Origin of the sequence: Kitasatospora indigofera (genome assembly GCF_014655955.1) — a bacterium.
Classification (GTDB): Bacteria; Actinomycetota; Actinomycetes; order Streptomycetales; family Streptomycetaceae; genus Kitasatospora; species Kitasatospora indigofera.
In genome coordinates, this window is record NZ_BNBO01000065.1 from 1 (window position 1) to 15,475 (window position 15,475).

11 protein-coding genes and 1 other RNA gene are annotated in these 15,475 nt (G+C 73.4%); 1 reads left to right on the forward strand and 11 read right to left on the reverse strand.

Features of this window, described 5'->3' with window-relative positions; translation table 11 throughout:
* Positions 1–51: 51 nt before the first annotated feature.
* The 8 genes from IE329_RS34505 to ftsE form a co-directional block, all read right to left on the reverse strand.
* A complete protein-coding gene (locus IE329_RS34505) occupies positions 52–2,337 on the reverse strand; it encodes a HelD family protein (protein ID WP_190214982.1) in 2,286 nt (761 codons plus the stop codon).
* Positions 2,338–2,487: 150 nt separating this feature from the next.
* Complete coding sequence (locus IE329_RS34510; RefSeq protein ID WP_190214983.1) at positions 2,488–3,702, reverse strand: uroporphyrinogen-III synthase; 1,215 nt, start codon at positions 3,700–3,702, stop codon at positions 2,488–2,490.
* A gap of 135 nt (positions 3,703–3,837) precedes the next feature.
* Positions 3,838–5,214 (reverse strand): nitrate/nitrite transporter, encoded by a 1,377-nt coding sequence (locus IE329_RS34515; RefSeq protein WP_190214984.1) that lies wholly within the window; start codon positions 5,212–5,214, stop codon positions 3,838–3,840.
* A gap of 195 nt (positions 5,215–5,409) precedes the next feature.
* Positions 5,410–5,789, reverse strand: a transfer-messenger RNA (tmRNA) gene (gene ssrA, locus IE329_RS34520).
* A gap of 156 nt (positions 5,790–5,945) precedes the next feature.
* Positions 5,946–6,422 carry an SsrA-binding protein SmpB gene (gene smpB / locus IE329_RS34525; RefSeq protein WP_073923016.1) on the reverse strand — a complete coding sequence of 159 codons (477 nt, stop codon included), beginning with the start codon at positions 6,420–6,422 and terminating at the stop codon, positions 5,946–5,948.
* Positions 6,423–6,538: 116 nt separating this feature from the next.
* Positions 6,539–7,687, reverse strand: coding sequence for a S41 family peptidase (locus IE329_RS34530; RefSeq protein WP_190214985.1), 1,149 nt, complete (start codon positions 7,685–7,687; stop codon positions 6,539–6,541).
* 133 nt (positions 7,688–7,820) lie between these two features.
* Positions 7,821–8,729: a permease-like cell division protein FtsX gene (ftsX, locus tag IE329_RS34535; RefSeq protein ID WP_190214986.1), complete on the reverse strand. Its 909-nt coding sequence runs from the start codon at positions 8,727–8,729 to the stop codon at positions 7,821–7,823.
* Between the two features lie 58 nt (positions 8,730–8,787).
* Positions 8,788–9,477 carry a cell division ATP-binding protein FtsE gene (gene ftsE / locus IE329_RS34540; RefSeq protein ID WP_073923013.1) on the reverse strand — a complete coding sequence of 230 codons (690 nt, stop codon included), beginning with the start codon at positions 9,475–9,477 and terminating at the stop codon, positions 8,788–8,790.
* A gap of 416 nt (positions 9,478–9,893) precedes the next feature.
* Between ftsE and IE329_RS34545 the strand changes: the two genes are divergently transcribed.
* On the forward strand, positions 9,894–10,088 hold the full coding sequence (locus IE329_RS34545) for a hypothetical protein (RefSeq protein WP_073923012.1): 195 nt from the start codon (positions 9,894–9,896) through the stop codon (positions 10,086–10,088).
* A 198-nt stretch (positions 10,089–10,286) separates the two neighbouring features.
* Here the strand turns inward: IE329_RS34545 and prfB are convergent, their stop codons facing one another.
* The 3 genes from prfB to IE329_RS34560 form a co-directional block, all read right to left on the reverse strand.
* Positions 10,287–11,396, reverse strand: coding sequence for a peptide chain release factor 2 (gene prfB / locus IE329_RS34550; protein ID WP_190214987.1), 1,110 nt, complete (start codon positions 11,394–11,396; stop codon positions 10,287–10,289).
* Between the two features lie 16 nt (positions 11,397–11,412).
* Entirely contained in the window at positions 11,413–12,717 is a 1,305-nt protein-coding gene (locus IE329_RS34555) for a serine/threonine-protein kinase (RefSeq protein WP_190214988.1), read from the reverse strand.
* A gap of 369 nt (positions 12,718–13,086) precedes the next feature.
* Positions 13,087–15,099 (reverse strand): serine/threonine-protein kinase, encoded by a 2,013-nt coding sequence (locus tag IE329_RS34560; RefSeq protein ID WP_190214989.1) that lies wholly within the window; start codon positions 15,097–15,099, stop codon positions 13,087–13,089.
* Between the last annotated feature and the right edge of the window lie 376 nt (positions 15,100–15,475).

The following is a 15,475-nucleotide window of genomic DNA, read 5'->3' on the forward strand; positions in this document are numbered from 1 at the left end:
CCGGGTCGGGGCGGCCGGCAACGGCGGCGCGGCAGGTGCGGTGCCGTGCGGTCAGCCGAGCAGCAGCGCGGGCACGCCGTCCGCGTCCGGCAGGTCGTCCGGCCCGGAGAGCACGGTCAGCCGCTGGGTGGCCCGGGTCAGCGCCACGTACAGCACCCGCAGGCCCGCCTCGGACTCGCCGGCGATGCCGGTCGGGTCGGCGACCACCGTGGCGTCGTACTCCAGGCCCTTCGCCTCCAGGCTGCCCAGCGCCACCGCCCGCCCGCCGAGCCCCTCGATCCACCCGGCGGCCTCCGCCCGGCGGTCCATCGGCACCACCACGGCCACCGTGCCGTCCACCTCGCCGAGCAGCCGGACCAGCTCGGCCCGCGCCGCGGCCGCGAAGGCCTCCGGCGCGGGGTCGGTGACGGCCGCGAAGCGGGGCTCCACCCCGGTCGAGCGGACCGCGCTGGGCGAGGGGGTGCCCGGCGCGGCCAGCTCCAGCACCTTGGCCGCCACCTCGGCGATCTCGGCCGGGTTGCGGTAGTTCACCGTCAGCGTGTGCCGGCGGCGCGGCTTGCCCGACAGCACCTCGTCCAGCGCCTCCTGGGCCTCCTTCGGGTGCGGCCAGGAGCTCTGGGCCGGGTCGCCGACGATGGTCCAGGTCGCCGTCCGGGCCCGGCGCCCGATCATGCGCCACTGCATCGGGGTGAGGTCCTGGGCCTCGTCCACGATGATGTGCGCGTACTCGGTGCGCTCCACCGGCAGCCGCTCGCGCTGGCGCGAGTTGCGGTCGGCGTAGGTGGTCACCTCGTCCAGCCCGCTCAGCAGGTCGACCGCGTCCACCTCGCGCACCTTCGGCCGGGCCGGCTCGCCGAGCAGCAGCTGCAGCTCGTCCACCAGCGCCACGTCGTGCGGGGAGAGCGGCCCCTCGCCGCGGTCGGTCAGCCCCCGCCAGGAGGCGGCCAGCACCCGGGCCTCCTCCGGGGTGACCGCCCGGCGGGCGATCCGGTTGGTGTGCCGGGACTGCTTGAGGGTGGCCAGCACCCGACGCGGCGTCAGCGCGGGCCACCAGGCGTCCAGGAAGTCCAGGAAGGAGGCCTCGTCCGAGACGTACTCGTCGAAGGACTCCTTCTCCTCCTGGCGCTGCTCGCGCGCGTAGTGGTCCGTCGGCCGGGGCAGGTGCCGGGTCAGCTCGGACCACAGGGCGTCCAGCAGCAGCCTGCGGGCCCGCGGGCGCAGCAGGTTGAGCGGGGTGCCGCCGGCGCCGACGACGTTGCCCCGGACGGCCTTCAGGCGGCCCGCGTCCAGCCGCAGCACCTCGCCGCGCGCGACCACCTTCAGCTCGGTCGGGGCGCCCAGCTCCAGGGCCGCCCTGGCGGCCCTGCGGAGCAGCTGGACCATCCGGGCCGAGCCCTTGATCCGGGCCGCCTCCGGCGTGTCGTAGGTGTCCGCCTCGATGCCGTCGACCAGCGAGCCGACCGCGCGGATCGCGACCTGCCCCTCCTCGCCCAGCGAGGGCAGCACGCCCTCGGTGTACGAGACCAGCAGGGCGGTCGGGCTGACCACCAGGATGCCCCCGGCGTACCGGCGGCGGTCCTGGTAGAGCAGGAAGGCCGCCCGGTGCAGGGCGACCGCGGTCTTGCCGGTGCCCGGGCCGCCGGTGACCAGGGTGGCGCCCGCGGCGGGCGCCCTGATCACCTCGTCCTGCTCCTTCTGGATCGAGGAGACGATGTCCCGCATGGAGTGGCTGCGGGCCCGGCCCAGCGAGGCCATCAGCGCGCCGTCGCCGACCACCGCGAGTTCCTCGCCGGCCAGGGTCGGGGTCAGGTCGGGACGCAACAGGTCGTCCTCGACGCCGATCACCTTGCGGCCCTTGGACCGGATCACCCGGCGGCGGATCACCCGGCCCGGCTCCAGCGGGGTGGAGCGGTAGAACGGCGCGGCGGCCGGGGCACGCCAGTCGATCACCAGCGGGCCGTACTCGGCGTCCAGCACCCCGAGCCGCCCGATGTGCAGCGTCTCGGCGACGGCCGGGTCGGCCGGGTCGAGCGGGGTGTTGGAGGGGATGCCGTGTTCCTCCGGGGCGTCCGGCCGCTGGAGGTCGATGCGCCCGAAGAGGAAGTCCTCGAACTCGTTGTTCAGCCGCTGGAGGTGCGCCCCGGCCCGGTAGACCTGGGCGTCGCGCTCGGCGAGCGCGCCGGGAGTACCGACCTGGACCCGCTTGGCGGCGTCCTCAAGGATGTACTCGGCCTCGGCGAGCTTCTCCTCCAACCGGTGGTAGACGTTGTCCAGGTGGCGCTGTTCCCCGGCGATCTCGCGGTCGCGGACGGTGTCGATCTCAGTGTTGCTCTGCATGGCCTCGGTGGTTGCGGCGGTGTACTGGGTTGAGCCGTGCGCGCCCAAGGAGCCCCCTGACGTACATCCTGCGGTGGTCGTCCGCCTCGGGAATGAGCGGACAGAAGATCCTACGCCCGAGGCACCCGTCACCGCCGCACCACCTGCCGTTCAGACCCGTACGGCGGCCACCCCGTACTTCCCCTCCGGGTCGGGCGCGGGGCCCGCCGCGGGGTCGACCGCCAGCCGGTAGCCGCGTTTGACCACGGTCGCGACCAGCCTGGGCGCCCCCAGCGCGGCCCGCAGCCGGGCCATCGCCGTCTCCACCGCGTGCTCGTCGTCGCCGCTGCCGGGCAGCGCCCGCAGCAGTTCGGCGCGCGGGACGACCCAGCCGGGGCGGCGGGCCAGCGCCCGCAGCAGGGCCATCCCGGCCGGCGAGACCGGCCGCAGGCCGCCGTCGACCAGCGCGGCCTGGCCGCGCAGCTCCAGCCGGTGCCCGGCCACGGACAGCTGCCGGGAGCGCTCGGGCAGCTCGGCGGTGAGGGTCTGCACCATGGCGCCGAGCCGCATCCGCTCGGGCCACACGGTGGGGACGTCCAGCTCCTCCAGCGGCACGGCGGTGATCGGGCCGACGCAGACCGGCAGGACGTCCCGGCGCAGGGCGTGCAGCAGGTCGGCGGTCAGGCCGCGCTGCTCGGCCCGGCCGAGCAGGCCCAGCACGGCCGGGGCACTGGTGAAGGTGACGGCGTCGAGGGCGCCGCCGCAGCAGGCGTCCAGCAGCCGGTCCAGCGGGGCCAGGTCGGCGGGCGGCAGCCAGCGGTAGACGGGCACCTCGACCACCTCGGCGCCGGCCGCCCGCAGCGAGTCCACGAAGTCCCGCAGCGGGGCGCCGTGCAGCTGGACGGCGATCCGGCGGCCCTCCACGCCCTGGTCCAGCAGGCGCTCCAGCACCTCGACCGAGGACTCGGAGCGGGCCGACCACTCCTCGCGCAGGCCGGCCGCCCGGATCGCGCCCTTGGCCTTGGGCCCGCGGGCCAGCAGGGCGGCCTTGCCGAGGCACTCGGTGAGCTCGTCGAACAGGCCCCAGCCCTCGGCGGCCTCGATCCAGCCGCGGAAGCCGATGCCGGTGGTGGCGACCGCGATGTCGGGCGGGTCGTTGATCAGGGTGTGGGTGGCGGCTAGCAGGTCCGCGTCGTCGGGCAGCGGCACGATCCGCAGGGCGGGGGCCCGCACGACGGCGGCCCCCCTGCGCTGGAGCAGGGCGGCGAGTTCGTCGGCCCGGCGGGCCGCGGTGATGCCGATGGTGAAGCCTGCCAGGGGCGGTACGGCTGCCGGCGGCGACTCGGTCTCGTCGTCCGGCCCGCGGCCGGTCGTCTGGTCGTCCATGGTGCAGGTCCTTCGTCGGGTGGACCAAAATCGTCCCCCGGGGCGGTGTCGCCCCGGGGTCCGGGTGGTTTCCGCAGCGTTTCCTCGTCCGCGGGCTACTGTCGGGTTGTCGGGTTCGCGTCGGTCCTGACCAGGTCAGACTTCGGCGAGGGCGGGGCGCTTGGCCTCGGTGGGGGCGGCCGAGGGGCGGCGCAGGTACACCGCCCAGGTGAGGGCGAAGCAGACCCCGTACGCCGCCAGGAAGGAGACGAAGGCGGGCGTTCCGCTCTTGGCGGTCAGGAAGGACTGACGGAAGGCCAGGTTGATCAGGAGGCCGCCGAGGGCGCCGACCGCCCCGATGACGCCGATCGCGGCGCCGGACATCCGCCGCGACCACGCGGCGGCCTGCTCCGCGGTGTCGCCGTGGACGGCGATCCGGTCCTGGGCCTTGGCGTCGAAGATGCCGGGGATCATCTTGTAGGTGGAGCCGTTGCCGAGCCCGGCGAAGACGAAGAGGCCGATGAAGCCGACCAGGAAGACCGGCAGCGACTTCACGGACGAGGCGTAGACGACCACGCAGGTGGCGGCGGCCATCGCGACGAAGTTCCAGAAGGTGATCCGGGAGCCTCCGAAGCGGTCGGCCAGCTTTCCGCCGATCGGCCGGATCAGCGAGCCGAGCAGCGGGCCGATGAAGGTCAGCTGGGCGGCCTGCAGCGGGGTGCGGCCGAACTGGTTCTGCAGGACCAGGCCGAAGGCGAAGCTGAAGCCGATGAAGGACCCGAAGCTGCCGATGTACAGGACGGACATCAGCCAGGTGTGCTTCTCCTTGATCACCGCGGCGAGCGCGCCGGTGTCGGACTTCATCGGCGCCAGGTTGTCCATGAAGAGGGCGGCGCAGACCGCGGCGACGATGATCAGCGGCAGGTAGATGCCGAGCACGATCCGCGGGTGCGTGGCGCCGGCCCAGGTGATCACGGCGAGCGCGATCAGCTGGATCACCGGGACGCCGATGTTGCCGCCGCCCGCGTTGAGGCCCAGCGCCCAGCCCTTGCGGCGCATCGGGAAGAAGGCGTTGATGTTGGTCATCGAGGAGGCGAAGTTGCCGCCGCCGAGGCCGGTGAGCGCCGCGACGAGCATGAAGGTGGTGTAGGAGGTGCCCGGGTGCATGACGTACGCGGCCGCGAGGGTCGGCAGCAGCAGCAGGAGGGCGGAGACCACCGTCCAGTTGCGGCCGCCGAAGCGGGCCACCGCGACGGTGTACGGGATCCGGACGAAGGCGCCGACCAGGGTCGGCATCGCCACCAGGAAGAACTTTCCGGCCGGGTCCACGTGGTACTTGGGACCCATGAAGAGGACCATGACCGACCAGAGGCTCCAGATCGAGAAGCCGATGTGTTCGGAAAGGACCGAGAAGATCAGGTTGCGGTTGGCGGTGCGCTTTCCGGTGCTCTCCCAGAAGCCCTCGTCCTCCGGGTCCCACTGCTGGATCCAGCGGCCGCCAGTTCTCGACGTACCTGCCGTGCTCGTGCTCATCGCTCTCCCCTTGCCTGCCGGCTCCTGTCCCAACTGACGCTAGGAGGCGGTAGTTTCCGCCTCGTTGTCTCCTGTGACGGCTACGGAACCGTCCTCTCACCCAGTCCGCGGGGTAGGTGTGAGGGATCCGGAACACACGAAAGCCGCCCTCCGCTGGGCGGAGAACGGCTTTCGGGCTGGATCTTCAACATGGGGTGGTGGAGATGCCGGGAATCGAACCCGGGTCCAGTGGAGTGGATTCAGGACTTCTCCGAGCGCAGTCCGCTGTGCTTTTCTCGGCCCTGGCGGTCACGCGGACAAGCCGCCAACAGGCCCAGCTACTGTTTGATTTCCCGTCCGCCCTCGTAGCCCGGGCGGACGGTTGAGTTCCCTAGATTATGCCAGGATCCGGGTCGGGAACTCCCCGGGCTGACACCCTTGCGCTATCGCTGCTTAATTAGGCAGCGAGAGCGAACTGGGAATCGCGCTTAGTGTTGGCGATTATTTTTTTGCGACAGATGGTTAACGAGATCATTGCCGCGTTCCTCGGCTCGCTTCTCCTGTTTCGACGTCCCCTGTCGAAACCGATCATCCCCATGTTTATTTGACAAACATCTACTACGACGAGCAGCTTCCTGCTCCGCAGTGCCCGGTCGGTCGCCCTCCCGGTGATGCAGGAGCCATGGTACGCGGTCGGTCTGTCGGCGGTCCAGCTCATTACGGCCGGGTGGCCCGCGGGGGCGGCGGACGGGTCAGCGCTGGCGCCGGCGGGCCGCCGCCACCGCGCGGGCCGTCTCCCGGGTGTCCTGCTTCTCCCGCAGGGTCTGCCGCTTGTCGTACAGCTTCTTGCCGATCGCGAGCGCGACCTCGATCTTCACCCGCCCGTCCTTGAAGTAGAGCGAGAGCGGGACGAGGGTGTGGCCCGCGTCGCTGAGCTTCGACTCGATCTTCCGGATCTCCATCCGGTGCAGCAGCAGCTTGCGCTTGCGCCGCGCCGAGTGGTTGGTCCAGGTCCCCTGGGTGTACTCGGGGATGAAGACGTTGTCGACCCAGACCTCGTGGTTCTGGATGTAGGCGTACCCGTCGACCAGGTTCGCCCGGCCCTCCCGCAGTGACTTCACCTCGGTGCCGGTGAGCACCATGCCGCACTCGTAGGTGTCGAGAATCGTGTACTCGTGCCGCGCCTTCTTGTTCTGCGCGATCAGCTTGTTTCCGGTTTCCTTTGCCATAGCGCCGATCATTCTCGCACTCCGCGGCCGCGCCCGGCAGCCCCTTTACGCCCGACGGCGGGTCACACCCCGGCCGCGGGTCGCGCCGGCGCCGGTGCCCGCGGCGCCGGCGGGCGTCACGCCTGCCGGCCCAGCCCGGCCAGCACCCGCAGGGCCAGCGCGGGGGCGCCCTCGGCGTCCGGGGCCGGCACGTCGGGGGTCAGGCCGGTGCCCTCCGGGGAGCGGCCGGACGGCGTGTAGTACCGGCCGACGGTGAGTTCCAGCACGGAGCCGTCGGCGAGCCGGCTGGGCTGCTGCACGGTGCCCTTGCCGAAGGTGCGGGCGCCCACCACGACGGCGCGGCAGCGGTCCTGCAGCGCGCCGGTGAGCAGTTCCGCGGCGCTCATGGTGCCGCCGTCCACCAGGACGACCAGCGGGGTGCGGGTGTCGCCGCCGCGGCCGGCGGTCAGCTCCCGCCGCTCGGCGCGGTCCTGGTAGGAGGCGACCGGGCCACCGTCCAGGAAGACCGAGGCGGTGCCGACGGCCTCCTCGACCAGCCCGCCCGAGTTGCCGCGCAGGTCGAGCACCACACCGGCGCGCGCGCCGCGCACGGCGGCGCGCACCTGCTCGGCCACGCCGCTGGTGAAGGCCCGCACCGCGATCCGCACGACCCCGTCGGCGGTCCGGTCCACGGCGACCTGCCGGCTCTCCAGCAGGGCCCGGCGCAGGGCCACCTCCCGGACCTCGCCGTCCCGGCGCTGGACGGCGACGGTGACGCTGGAGCCGACCCGGCGGTCCCCCTCCAGCCCGCGCAGCCGGGCCACCACCTCGGTGACCGGCAGGCGGTCGGCCTGCTCCGGGCCGATCTTCAGCAGCCGGTCGCCGGGGGCGATCCCGGCCGCCGCGGCGGGCCCCTCGGCCTGCACCTGGGACACCGCGGTCACGCCGTCCTGGCCGCGGCCCACCGAGAGGCCCACCCCGAGGTAGCGGCCGTCCAGGCCCTGGCTGAAGTCGGCGTACTCCTGCGCGCTGTAGTAGGCCCCCCAGCGGTCGCCGTTGGCACCGAGCAGGCCCTCGGCCTGCTGCGGGGAGAGCGCCGCGCCGGCCGGGTCCTGGCCGGCCGCCGGCACGGGGGCGGCGTCGGCCGAGACCGGCGGCGGGGCGGCGGGCGGGTCGCCCCACGCCCCGGTCGCGGCACCGGCCAGCAGCACCGCGCCCAGCACCAGGCTGAGCGTGCTCGAATGCCGCAGCACGGTACCGCTGTGGCGGCGCGGAGTTTCTGACATGGCATCGGAGTCTAGGCGCAGCTTCGCCGGCCGGGGGCGGAACCGGCCGCCCGGCCGGGTCGCCGGGAACGGGACGACCCCGGACGGCGCAGTGCCGTCCGGGGTCGTCCGGGGTGGTGCAGTGATCCGCGTCTCAGACCTTGAGGTACTTGCGCAGGGTGAAGAAGGCAGCGATGGCGGCCATCCCCATACCGACCACCACCAGCAGCGGGATCACCGCCAGCACCGAGGAGAGCCCGATGAAGTGGATGAACTGCACCCGGTCGGCGAGCCAGTTCTGGACGAAGAAGTGCCCGCCCAGCAGCAGGCCGGAGGCCATCGCCGCACCGAGCAGCGCGGCGAACGCGGCCTCGGCGATGAACGGCATCTGGACGTAGAAGTTCGAGGCACCGACCAGGCGCATGATGCCGGTCTCGCGCCGTCGGCTGAAGGCCGACACCCGGACGGTGTTGACGATCAGCAGCAGGGCCACGAAGAGCATCAGCACCATGATCACGAACGCGGCCGTCTGCAGGCCGTTGAGCAGCCCGAAGAGGTTCTCCAGGATCTTGCGCTGGTCCTCGACCGACTTCACGCCGGGCTTGCCGGCGAAGGCGCTCTGGATCACGTCGTACTTGGTCGGGTCGACCAGCTTCACCCGCCAGGACTGCGGGATGGCCTCCGGCCCGAGGACGGAGATGAGCGGGTTGTCCGGGTTCATCTCCTTCCAGTGCTTGTAGGCGTCGGCGGAGTTCTCGAACGCCGAGGTCTGCACCACCTGCATCTTGTCCAACGCCGTCTTGACGTCGGCGATCTGCTGGTCGGTGGCGGCGCCGTTCACGCACTGCGGCGAGTGCGCGGCGTCGGCCTTGGTGCAGAAGTAGATGCTCACCTCGACCTTGTCGTACCAGTAACCCTTCATCGAGTTGACCTGGTCACGGACGAGGAGGCTGGCTCCGGCGAGGGCGAGCGAGAGCGCGACGCTGACGACGACGGCGATGGTCATCGTCAGGTTGCGGCGGAGACCGACGCCGATCTCCGACAGGACGAACTGGGCGCGCATGCGTTTCCAACTCCAGGGTCAAGGCTGGTCGGGCGACTTGGGCCGGCGGCCTACGGGATCAGTGCTGGTACCCGTAGACGCCGCGGGCCTGGTCGCGGACCAGCAGCCCCTTGTCGAGTTCGATGACGCGCTTGCGCATCTGGTCGACGATGGCCTGGTCGTGCGTGGCCATCAGCACCGTCGTGCCGGTCCGGTTGATCCGGTCGAGCAGCTTCATGATGCCGACGGAGTTCTGCGGGTCGAGGTTTCCGGTCGGCTCGTCCGCGATGAGCAGCATCGGACGGTTGACGAAGGCCCGGGCGATCGCCACCCGCTGCTGCTCACCGCCGGAGAGCTCGCCGGGCATGCGGTCCTCCTTGCCGCCGAGGCCGACCAGGTCCAGCACCTCGGGCACCACCTTGTTGATGGCGCTCTTGGGCTTGCCGATCACCTCAAGGGCGAAGGCCACGTTCTGCGCGACCGTCTTGTTGGGGAGCAGGCGGAAGTCCTGGAAGACGGTGCCCAGCTGGCGGCGCATGTGCGGCACCTTCCAGTTGGACAGCTTGCCGAGGTCCTTGCCCAGGACGTGCACCTCGCCGGTGCTCGGCCGCTCCTCGCGCAGGCACAGGCGCAGGAAGGTGGACTTCCCCGAGCCGGAGGAGCCGACCAGGAAGACGAACTCGCCCTTCTCGATCTCTAGCGAGACGTCCGACAGGGCGGGACGGTTCTGCTTGGGATAGGTCTTGGAGACGTTGTCGAATCGGATCACGGCTGCATCACGGAGGCCATCCTAGGTGGAATGACGACCTGCTCTGCCGGGCCTCCGGATCCCGGGCTGCGGGGCCGGAGGACGCGACCCTGCGGCGCCGTTCCTCGGTCGGTACCACCCCCGGCGTCCGGCCCGGGGCGGGCGGCGGGAGTGCGGTACGCCACTCCCTCGGCTTGGGACCATACGCGAAGCGCCCGCGGGCCCGCAGGGCAGCCCGGGACACAGCCGGAGAATTGGTGGAGAATGTCCGGCTATACCCCGAAAATTGCGAGCGATCTCACAGCCCGGGGGCCTTCCCGCCAGGAACCTGGCAGAGTGGAGGCAGCGGCCGCGGTTGGCCGCTACCCCGTACAGGGCACGATGAGGAACCAAAGCCCCGTCCGGCGCGTTGGCTGTAGCAGCGAGGAGGAGATCGCATGACCTGCGACCATCTGGTGTGCGCCAACTGCAACGGCCGCGTGAGCGACGGCCGCTGCCCGGTCTGCCGCGCCAACCGGGCCCGGCTGCAGGAGCAGCAGGGGCCGCTGGCCGCGCTCTCCCCGGCGATGCTGCTCGCCCTGATCGCGGGCCTGCTCGCGGTGGCTTTCATCGCCCGGCAGGCACTGGCCTGACCGGTCCGGCCGCGACCGGACGGCCCGGAAGGCCGGGACATCCCGCCCGAAGGGGCCGCCGGACCCGGCCCGGACGGGCAGCACGGCACCGGGACGGCACCGGCACCGCTACGACGAGAGGGCCCCGACGGCATCGCCGTCGGGGCCCTCTCGTCGGCCGCGGACCCGGTCCGCGGCCGGAGGTCACCGCTCCGCGGTCTACTCCGCGGTCTCCCGCTGCTTGCGCCAGCGGATGCCGGCCTCGATGAAGCCGTCGATGTCACCGTCCAGGACGGCCTGCGGGTTGCCGACCTCGAACTCGGTCCGGACGTCCTTGACCATCTGGTACGGGTGCAGCACGTACGAGCGCATCTGGTTGCCCCAGGAGCTGCCGCTGTCCTTGAGGGCGTCCATCGCGGCCCGCTCCTCCTTGCGGCGCAGCTCCAGCAGCTTGGCCTGGAGGACGTTCATCGCCGAGGCCTTGTTCTGGATCTGCGAGCGCTCGTTCTGGCAGGAGACCACGGTGCCGGTCGGCAGGTGGGTGATGCGCACCGCCGAGTCGGTGGTGTTGACGCCCTGGCCGCCGGGGCCGGACGCGCGGTACACGTCCACCCGCAGCTCGGTCTCGTCGATCTCCACGTGGTCGCTCGTCTCGACGACCGGCAGCACCTCGACGCCCGCGAAGGAGGTCTGGCGGCGGCCCTGGTTGTCGAACGGCGAGATGCGCACCAGGCGGTGGGTGCCCTGCTCGACCGAGAGGGTGCCGTAGGCGTACGGCGCCTTCACGGTGAAGGTCGCGGACTTGATGCCGGCCTCCTCCGCGTACGAGGTGTCGTAGACCTCGGTCGGGTAGCCGTGCCGCTCGGCCCAGCGCAGGTACATCCGCATCAGCTGCTCGGCGAAGTCGGCGGCGTCCACGCCACCGGCCTCGGCCCGGATGTTGATCAGCGCCTCACGGGCGTCGTACTCGCCGGACAGGAGGGTGCGGACCTCCAGCTCCTCGACGGCCTTCTTCACCGAGGCGAGCTCGGCCTCGGCCTCGGTGCGGGTGTCCGCGTCGTTCTCGGCCTCGGCCAGCTCGAACAGCACCGCCAGGTCGTCGACCCGGCTGTGCAGGCTGTCCACCCGGCGCAGCTCGCCCTGGAGGAAGGAGAGCCGGCTGGTGATCTTCTGCGCGTTGGCCAGGTCGTCCCACAGGTTCGGGGCGGCTGCCTCCTCCTCCAGACGCGCGATGTCGGCCCGGATCTTCTCCAGGTCGAGGACGGCCTCGATGGACCCCATGGTCGTTTCGAGGGACTTGATTTCTTCGGAAGGATCGACGGCTGCCACGCCACCAGCCTAATGGTTAGCGGGGGGCGTTCGACGACACCGGGGGCTGCGGGCCTCCCGGCCGCGCTCCGGCATGCGTCCCGGCGCCCCCGCCCGCACCCGCGCCGGGCCCCGCGGGGGGCTCGGCGGCGAAGGCCGTCCAGGCCGCCGCGGCGCCGGCCAGCAGCAGGACCACGGCCAGCAGCACGGCCAGCAGCCGGCGCCGGCGCACCAGCGCGCGGCGGCCCTTGCGGTGCCCGGCGGGGACGGCCGCGGTGCGCTGGGCCCGGGACTCGGCGGCGTACGAGGCGAGCTCCTGCGGGGACGGCCGGCGCAGGCTGGTGTGGGTGTCCCGGGTGGAGTCGGGGGACGGGCCGGGCACCAGCGGGACGGCCGGGCCGCGCCGGCGCTTGTGGGTGCCGGGGCCGGCGTCCACCTCCGCGTACACCGCCTCGGCGGGCGTCAGCGCCTCCTCGGCCGGCGCCCGGCCCTGGGCGGGCACCACGATGCCGGGCAGGCCGGCCAGCGCGGGCAGCTGCTCGCGCAGCCGCTCGGCCAGCTCGGCGGCGCGCAGCCGGGAGGCCGGGGCCTTGGCCAGGCACTCGGCGATGATCCGCCACAGGCCGTCCGGCAGGCCCGGGACGGGCGGCACGCTCTCGGTGACGTGCCGGCGCAGCACCGCGCCGGTGTGCCCGCCGCCGAACGGCGTGAAGCCGGCCAGCAGCTCGTACAGGACGGTCGCCAGGGCGTAGATGTCGACGGCGGCGCGCGGTTCCAGGCCCTCGATGATCTCCGGGGCGAGGTAGTCCGGGGTGCCGATGATCCGGGTCGCCCTGGTCCGGCGCGGGGCGTCGACCAGCCGGGCGATGCCGAAGTCGGTGAGCTTGGCGCGCGGGGCGCCGCCGGGGCCGGGCGGGGCGGCGAGGTCGAGCAGCACGTTCTCCGGCTTGACGTCCCGGTGGACGATCCCGGCGGCGTGGGCGGCGGCCAGGCCGTCGGCCACGTCCGCGATCACCGAGACGGCGGCCTGCGGCGGCAGCACGCCGTCGCGCTCCAGCCGGGAGCGCAGGTCGGTGCCCTGGACGAGTTCCATCACCAGGGCCAGGTCGTCGCCGTCCACGACCATGTCGCGCACGCCGACCACCCGGGGGTGGTCGAGGCCGGTGAGGGCGGCCCGCTCCTGGACGAAGCGGCCGACCAGCACCTGGTCGGAGGCCAGGTCCTCGCGCAGCAGCTTGACCGCCACCGGGCCGTCCGGGCCTTCGCCGAGCCAGACCGTCCCGGCCGAGCCCCGGCCGATCACCTGGTGGACGGTGTACCGGCTGCCGATCTTGCGTGCCAATGCTGCTCCGTGGGCGGCGGGAGCGCACGGAGGGACGCTGTGCGCTCGGTAGGTCGGTGCGTCAGCGACCAACCTACGCGTCCGGACCGCCGCCGGGGGACGCCGCGGGCGTTCCGGCAGGCGGTACTTGGCGGGAAATATCGTGAAGTGTCGACATGTCGGCATTGCCGGCTCTTTCCCGGACGGTCCACGAACCGCTCCCCGCCGTTGTCCGGGGCGCCTCGCGGAGCCCGTCCCGGCACCGCCGGCGGGCCCGGGACGGACGGCGGCAGCGGGCCCGGGACGGCCGGCGGCGGGACGGTCCGGCTGGTCCGGCGGACCCGGGCGCTCGGGTCCGCCGGACCAGCCGGATCAGCCGGACCAGCCGGATCAGCCGGATCCGCCGCCGAGCGACTTCCAGGTGGTGCTGACCCAGTCGCTGGCGTCCCCGAACCAGGTCTGGACGTTCGCCCAGTAGTCGGGCAGCGGGGTGAAGTTCCACAGCGCGGCCGCCCCCAGGGCGAGCACCACCAGCACCATCAGACAGCCCTTGAGGCAGCCGAGGCCCGGGATGTACATCCGGTTGCGGCTGCGCCGGCGCGGCTCCCGCTCCGGCGCCGGCTCGCGGACCGGGGGCTCGCGCCGGGCCGGCGGCTGCTCCCGCCGCTGCGGGGCCGGCGGCTCGGCCCGGCGCGGCACCGCGGGCGGGGCCGGCGGCTGCGCGCCCTGGCCGCCCTGCGGCGGGGCCTGGTAGCCGCCCTGCGGCGCCCGGGACTGCTGCTGTCCGGCGTCCGGCCGGCCGTACCCCTGCGGCCGGCCCTGCTGGGGGCCCTGCGGCTGCTGGTACTGCGAAGGCTGTTGGTACTGCTGAGGCTGCTGGTACTGCTGGGGCTGTTGGTACTGCGGCTGACCGCCCTGCGGCGGGCGGCCCGGCTGGTACGCCTGGTAGGGCGGGGGCGCCACCGGCGGGCGCTGGGCATAACCGCCCTGGGGACGGCCCTGCCCGCCGCCCTGGCGCGGGTCCTGCCCGTGGCCCGGCTGCTGCCCCTGGCCCGGCGGTGGGCCGTACTGGCCGCCCGGCGGCGGCTGCTGCCCGCGGCCCGCCTGGTACGGCTGCGGCGCGACCTGGGGCGCCTGCAGCTCCTCCGGGTCCAGGTAGCCGATCTCGGTCTGCTGGTTGCGGTCGCGGGCGGCGCGCAGCTGGGTCTGCCACGGGTGCGGGTTCTCCGGCCCCTGGCCGGGCGCGGGCGGCCCGGCCGGCGGCTCCAGCGGCGGCATCATCCGGGTCCGGTCGGCCGACCCGTACCCGCCGGCGGGCGGCAGCACCTGGGTCGCGGCCGAACCGCCGTCGCCGGCGCCGAACGCCCCGGCCGGCAGCACCTGGGTGGCGTCGGCCGACCCGGCCGGCACCGGCGGCGGCAGGAAGGGCGCGGCGGGGGCGCCCGGCAGGCCGGGCACCGTGACGTCCCCGCCGGTCACCGGGGCGGGCTGCGGGTCCGGCAGCAGCAGGGCGCCGACCGCGAGGGCCTGGTCCACCGCCGCCGGGGAGGCGTGCACGCCGATCCCGGCCGCGACCACCCGCAGCGCGCGGGCCAGCGAGGTGGCGCTCGGCCGCTGCGCGGGGTCCTTGCGCAGGCAGCGCTCGATCACCGTCCAGAGCGGCTCGGGCATGGTCGAGGGGCGCTGCGGCTCCTGGGCGAGGTGCGCCTGCAGGATCGCCAGCGGGCCGTCGCCCTGGAACGGCGGACGGCCGGTGACCAGCTCGAACAGCATGATCCCGGCGCCGTAGACGTCCACCGCCGAGGTCTGCGGGCGGCCCCCGGCGGACTCCGGCGCGACGTACGCCGGGGTCCCGACGAACTCGTGGGTCCGGGTGATCCCCGGGGAGTCCGCGAGCCGGGCGATGCCGAAGTCGGTGAGCATCGGGTGCATCTGCTCGGCGCCGTCGACCCGGACGGTGGCCAGCAGGACGTTCGCGGGCTTGAGGTCGCGGTGCACCACGCCGTCGGCGTGGCTGGCCGCCAGCGCGTCGGCGATCTGGGCCATCAGGAGCGCGCCGGCGATCGGGCTGAAGGGCCCGTTGCCGCGCAGGTAGTGGAACAGGTCCGGGCCCTCGACCAGGTCCATCACCAGGGCCAGCAGCTCGCCCTCCACCACCAGGTCGCGGACCCGGACGATGTTGGGGTGGCTGAGCCGCACCAGGACGGACCGCTCCCGCAGGAAGCGCATCACGACGTCCGGGTCGGCCGCCAGCTCCTCCCGGAGCACCTTGATCGCGACCAGCTGGCCCGGCTCGCTGCCGGGCACCACGGCGTCCTCGCGCACCCGGGCACGCCACACGGTTCCGGTGGCCCCCCGTCCGAGGGTCTCCTCAAGCAGATACTTGCTGCCGACTGGCCGCACCTGTCGCACTCCTCGCCGTGCCGCTCGCCGCGGGGCGCTCCCCGCCGGTGCGGTGAGCCTGCCGGGCCCGTGTTCCGGCCACTCTAACGGTGTCCGATCGTGTTTCCGATGTGTCCGGACCGCCCGCCACGCGGGGCCCGGGGACATCCCGTGGGGGTCGTCCCGCGGGCCCGCCGACGGGCGCCTCCACCGGTGAGGACGCCCCGGGGGCCCCGGCGGTTGACCTGACTGCCCGTCGCCTCCACCATGGCGATGATCGCAAGATCGTCAAATCCGGTACCGTGCGCGGACTGTCGGTGATGGATGGCAGGATGAGCTGACCACTCTTGTGGCCCAAAGGCCGGCGCGGCCGCCCGTACCGACGGCGGCGGCGCCA

What these genes read in the sequence shown, in the direction of transcription:
- IE329_RS34505 (WP_190214982.1), bottom strand. Translation starts at nt 2,337, where the DNA reads ATGCAGAGCAACACTGAGATCGACACCGTCCGCGACCGCGAGATCGCC.
- IE329_RS34510 (WP_190214983.1), bottom strand. Translation starts at nt 3,702, where the DNA reads ATGGACGACCAGACGACCGGCCGCGGGCCGGACGACGAGACCGAGTCG.
- IE329_RS34515 (WP_190214984.1), bottom strand. Translation starts at nt 5,214, where the DNA reads ATGAGCACGAGCACGGCAGGTACGTCGAGAACTGGCGGCCGCTGGATC.
- smpB (WP_073923016.1), bottom strand. Translation starts at nt 6,422, where the DNA reads ATGGCAAAGGAAACCGGAAACAAGCTGATCGCGCAGAACAAGAAGGCG.
- IE329_RS34530 (WP_190214985.1), bottom strand. Translation starts at nt 7,687, where the DNA reads ATGTCAGAAACTCCGCGCCGCCACAGCGGTACCGTGCTGCGGCATTCG.
- ftsX (WP_190214986.1), bottom strand. Translation starts at nt 8,729, where the DNA reads ATGCGCGCCCAGTTCGTCCTGTCGGAGATCGGCGTCGGTCTCCGCCGC.
- IE329_RS34545 (WP_073923012.1), top strand. Translation starts at nt 9,894, where the DNA reads ATGACCTGCGACCATCTGGTGTGCGCCAACTGCAACGGCCGCGTGAGC.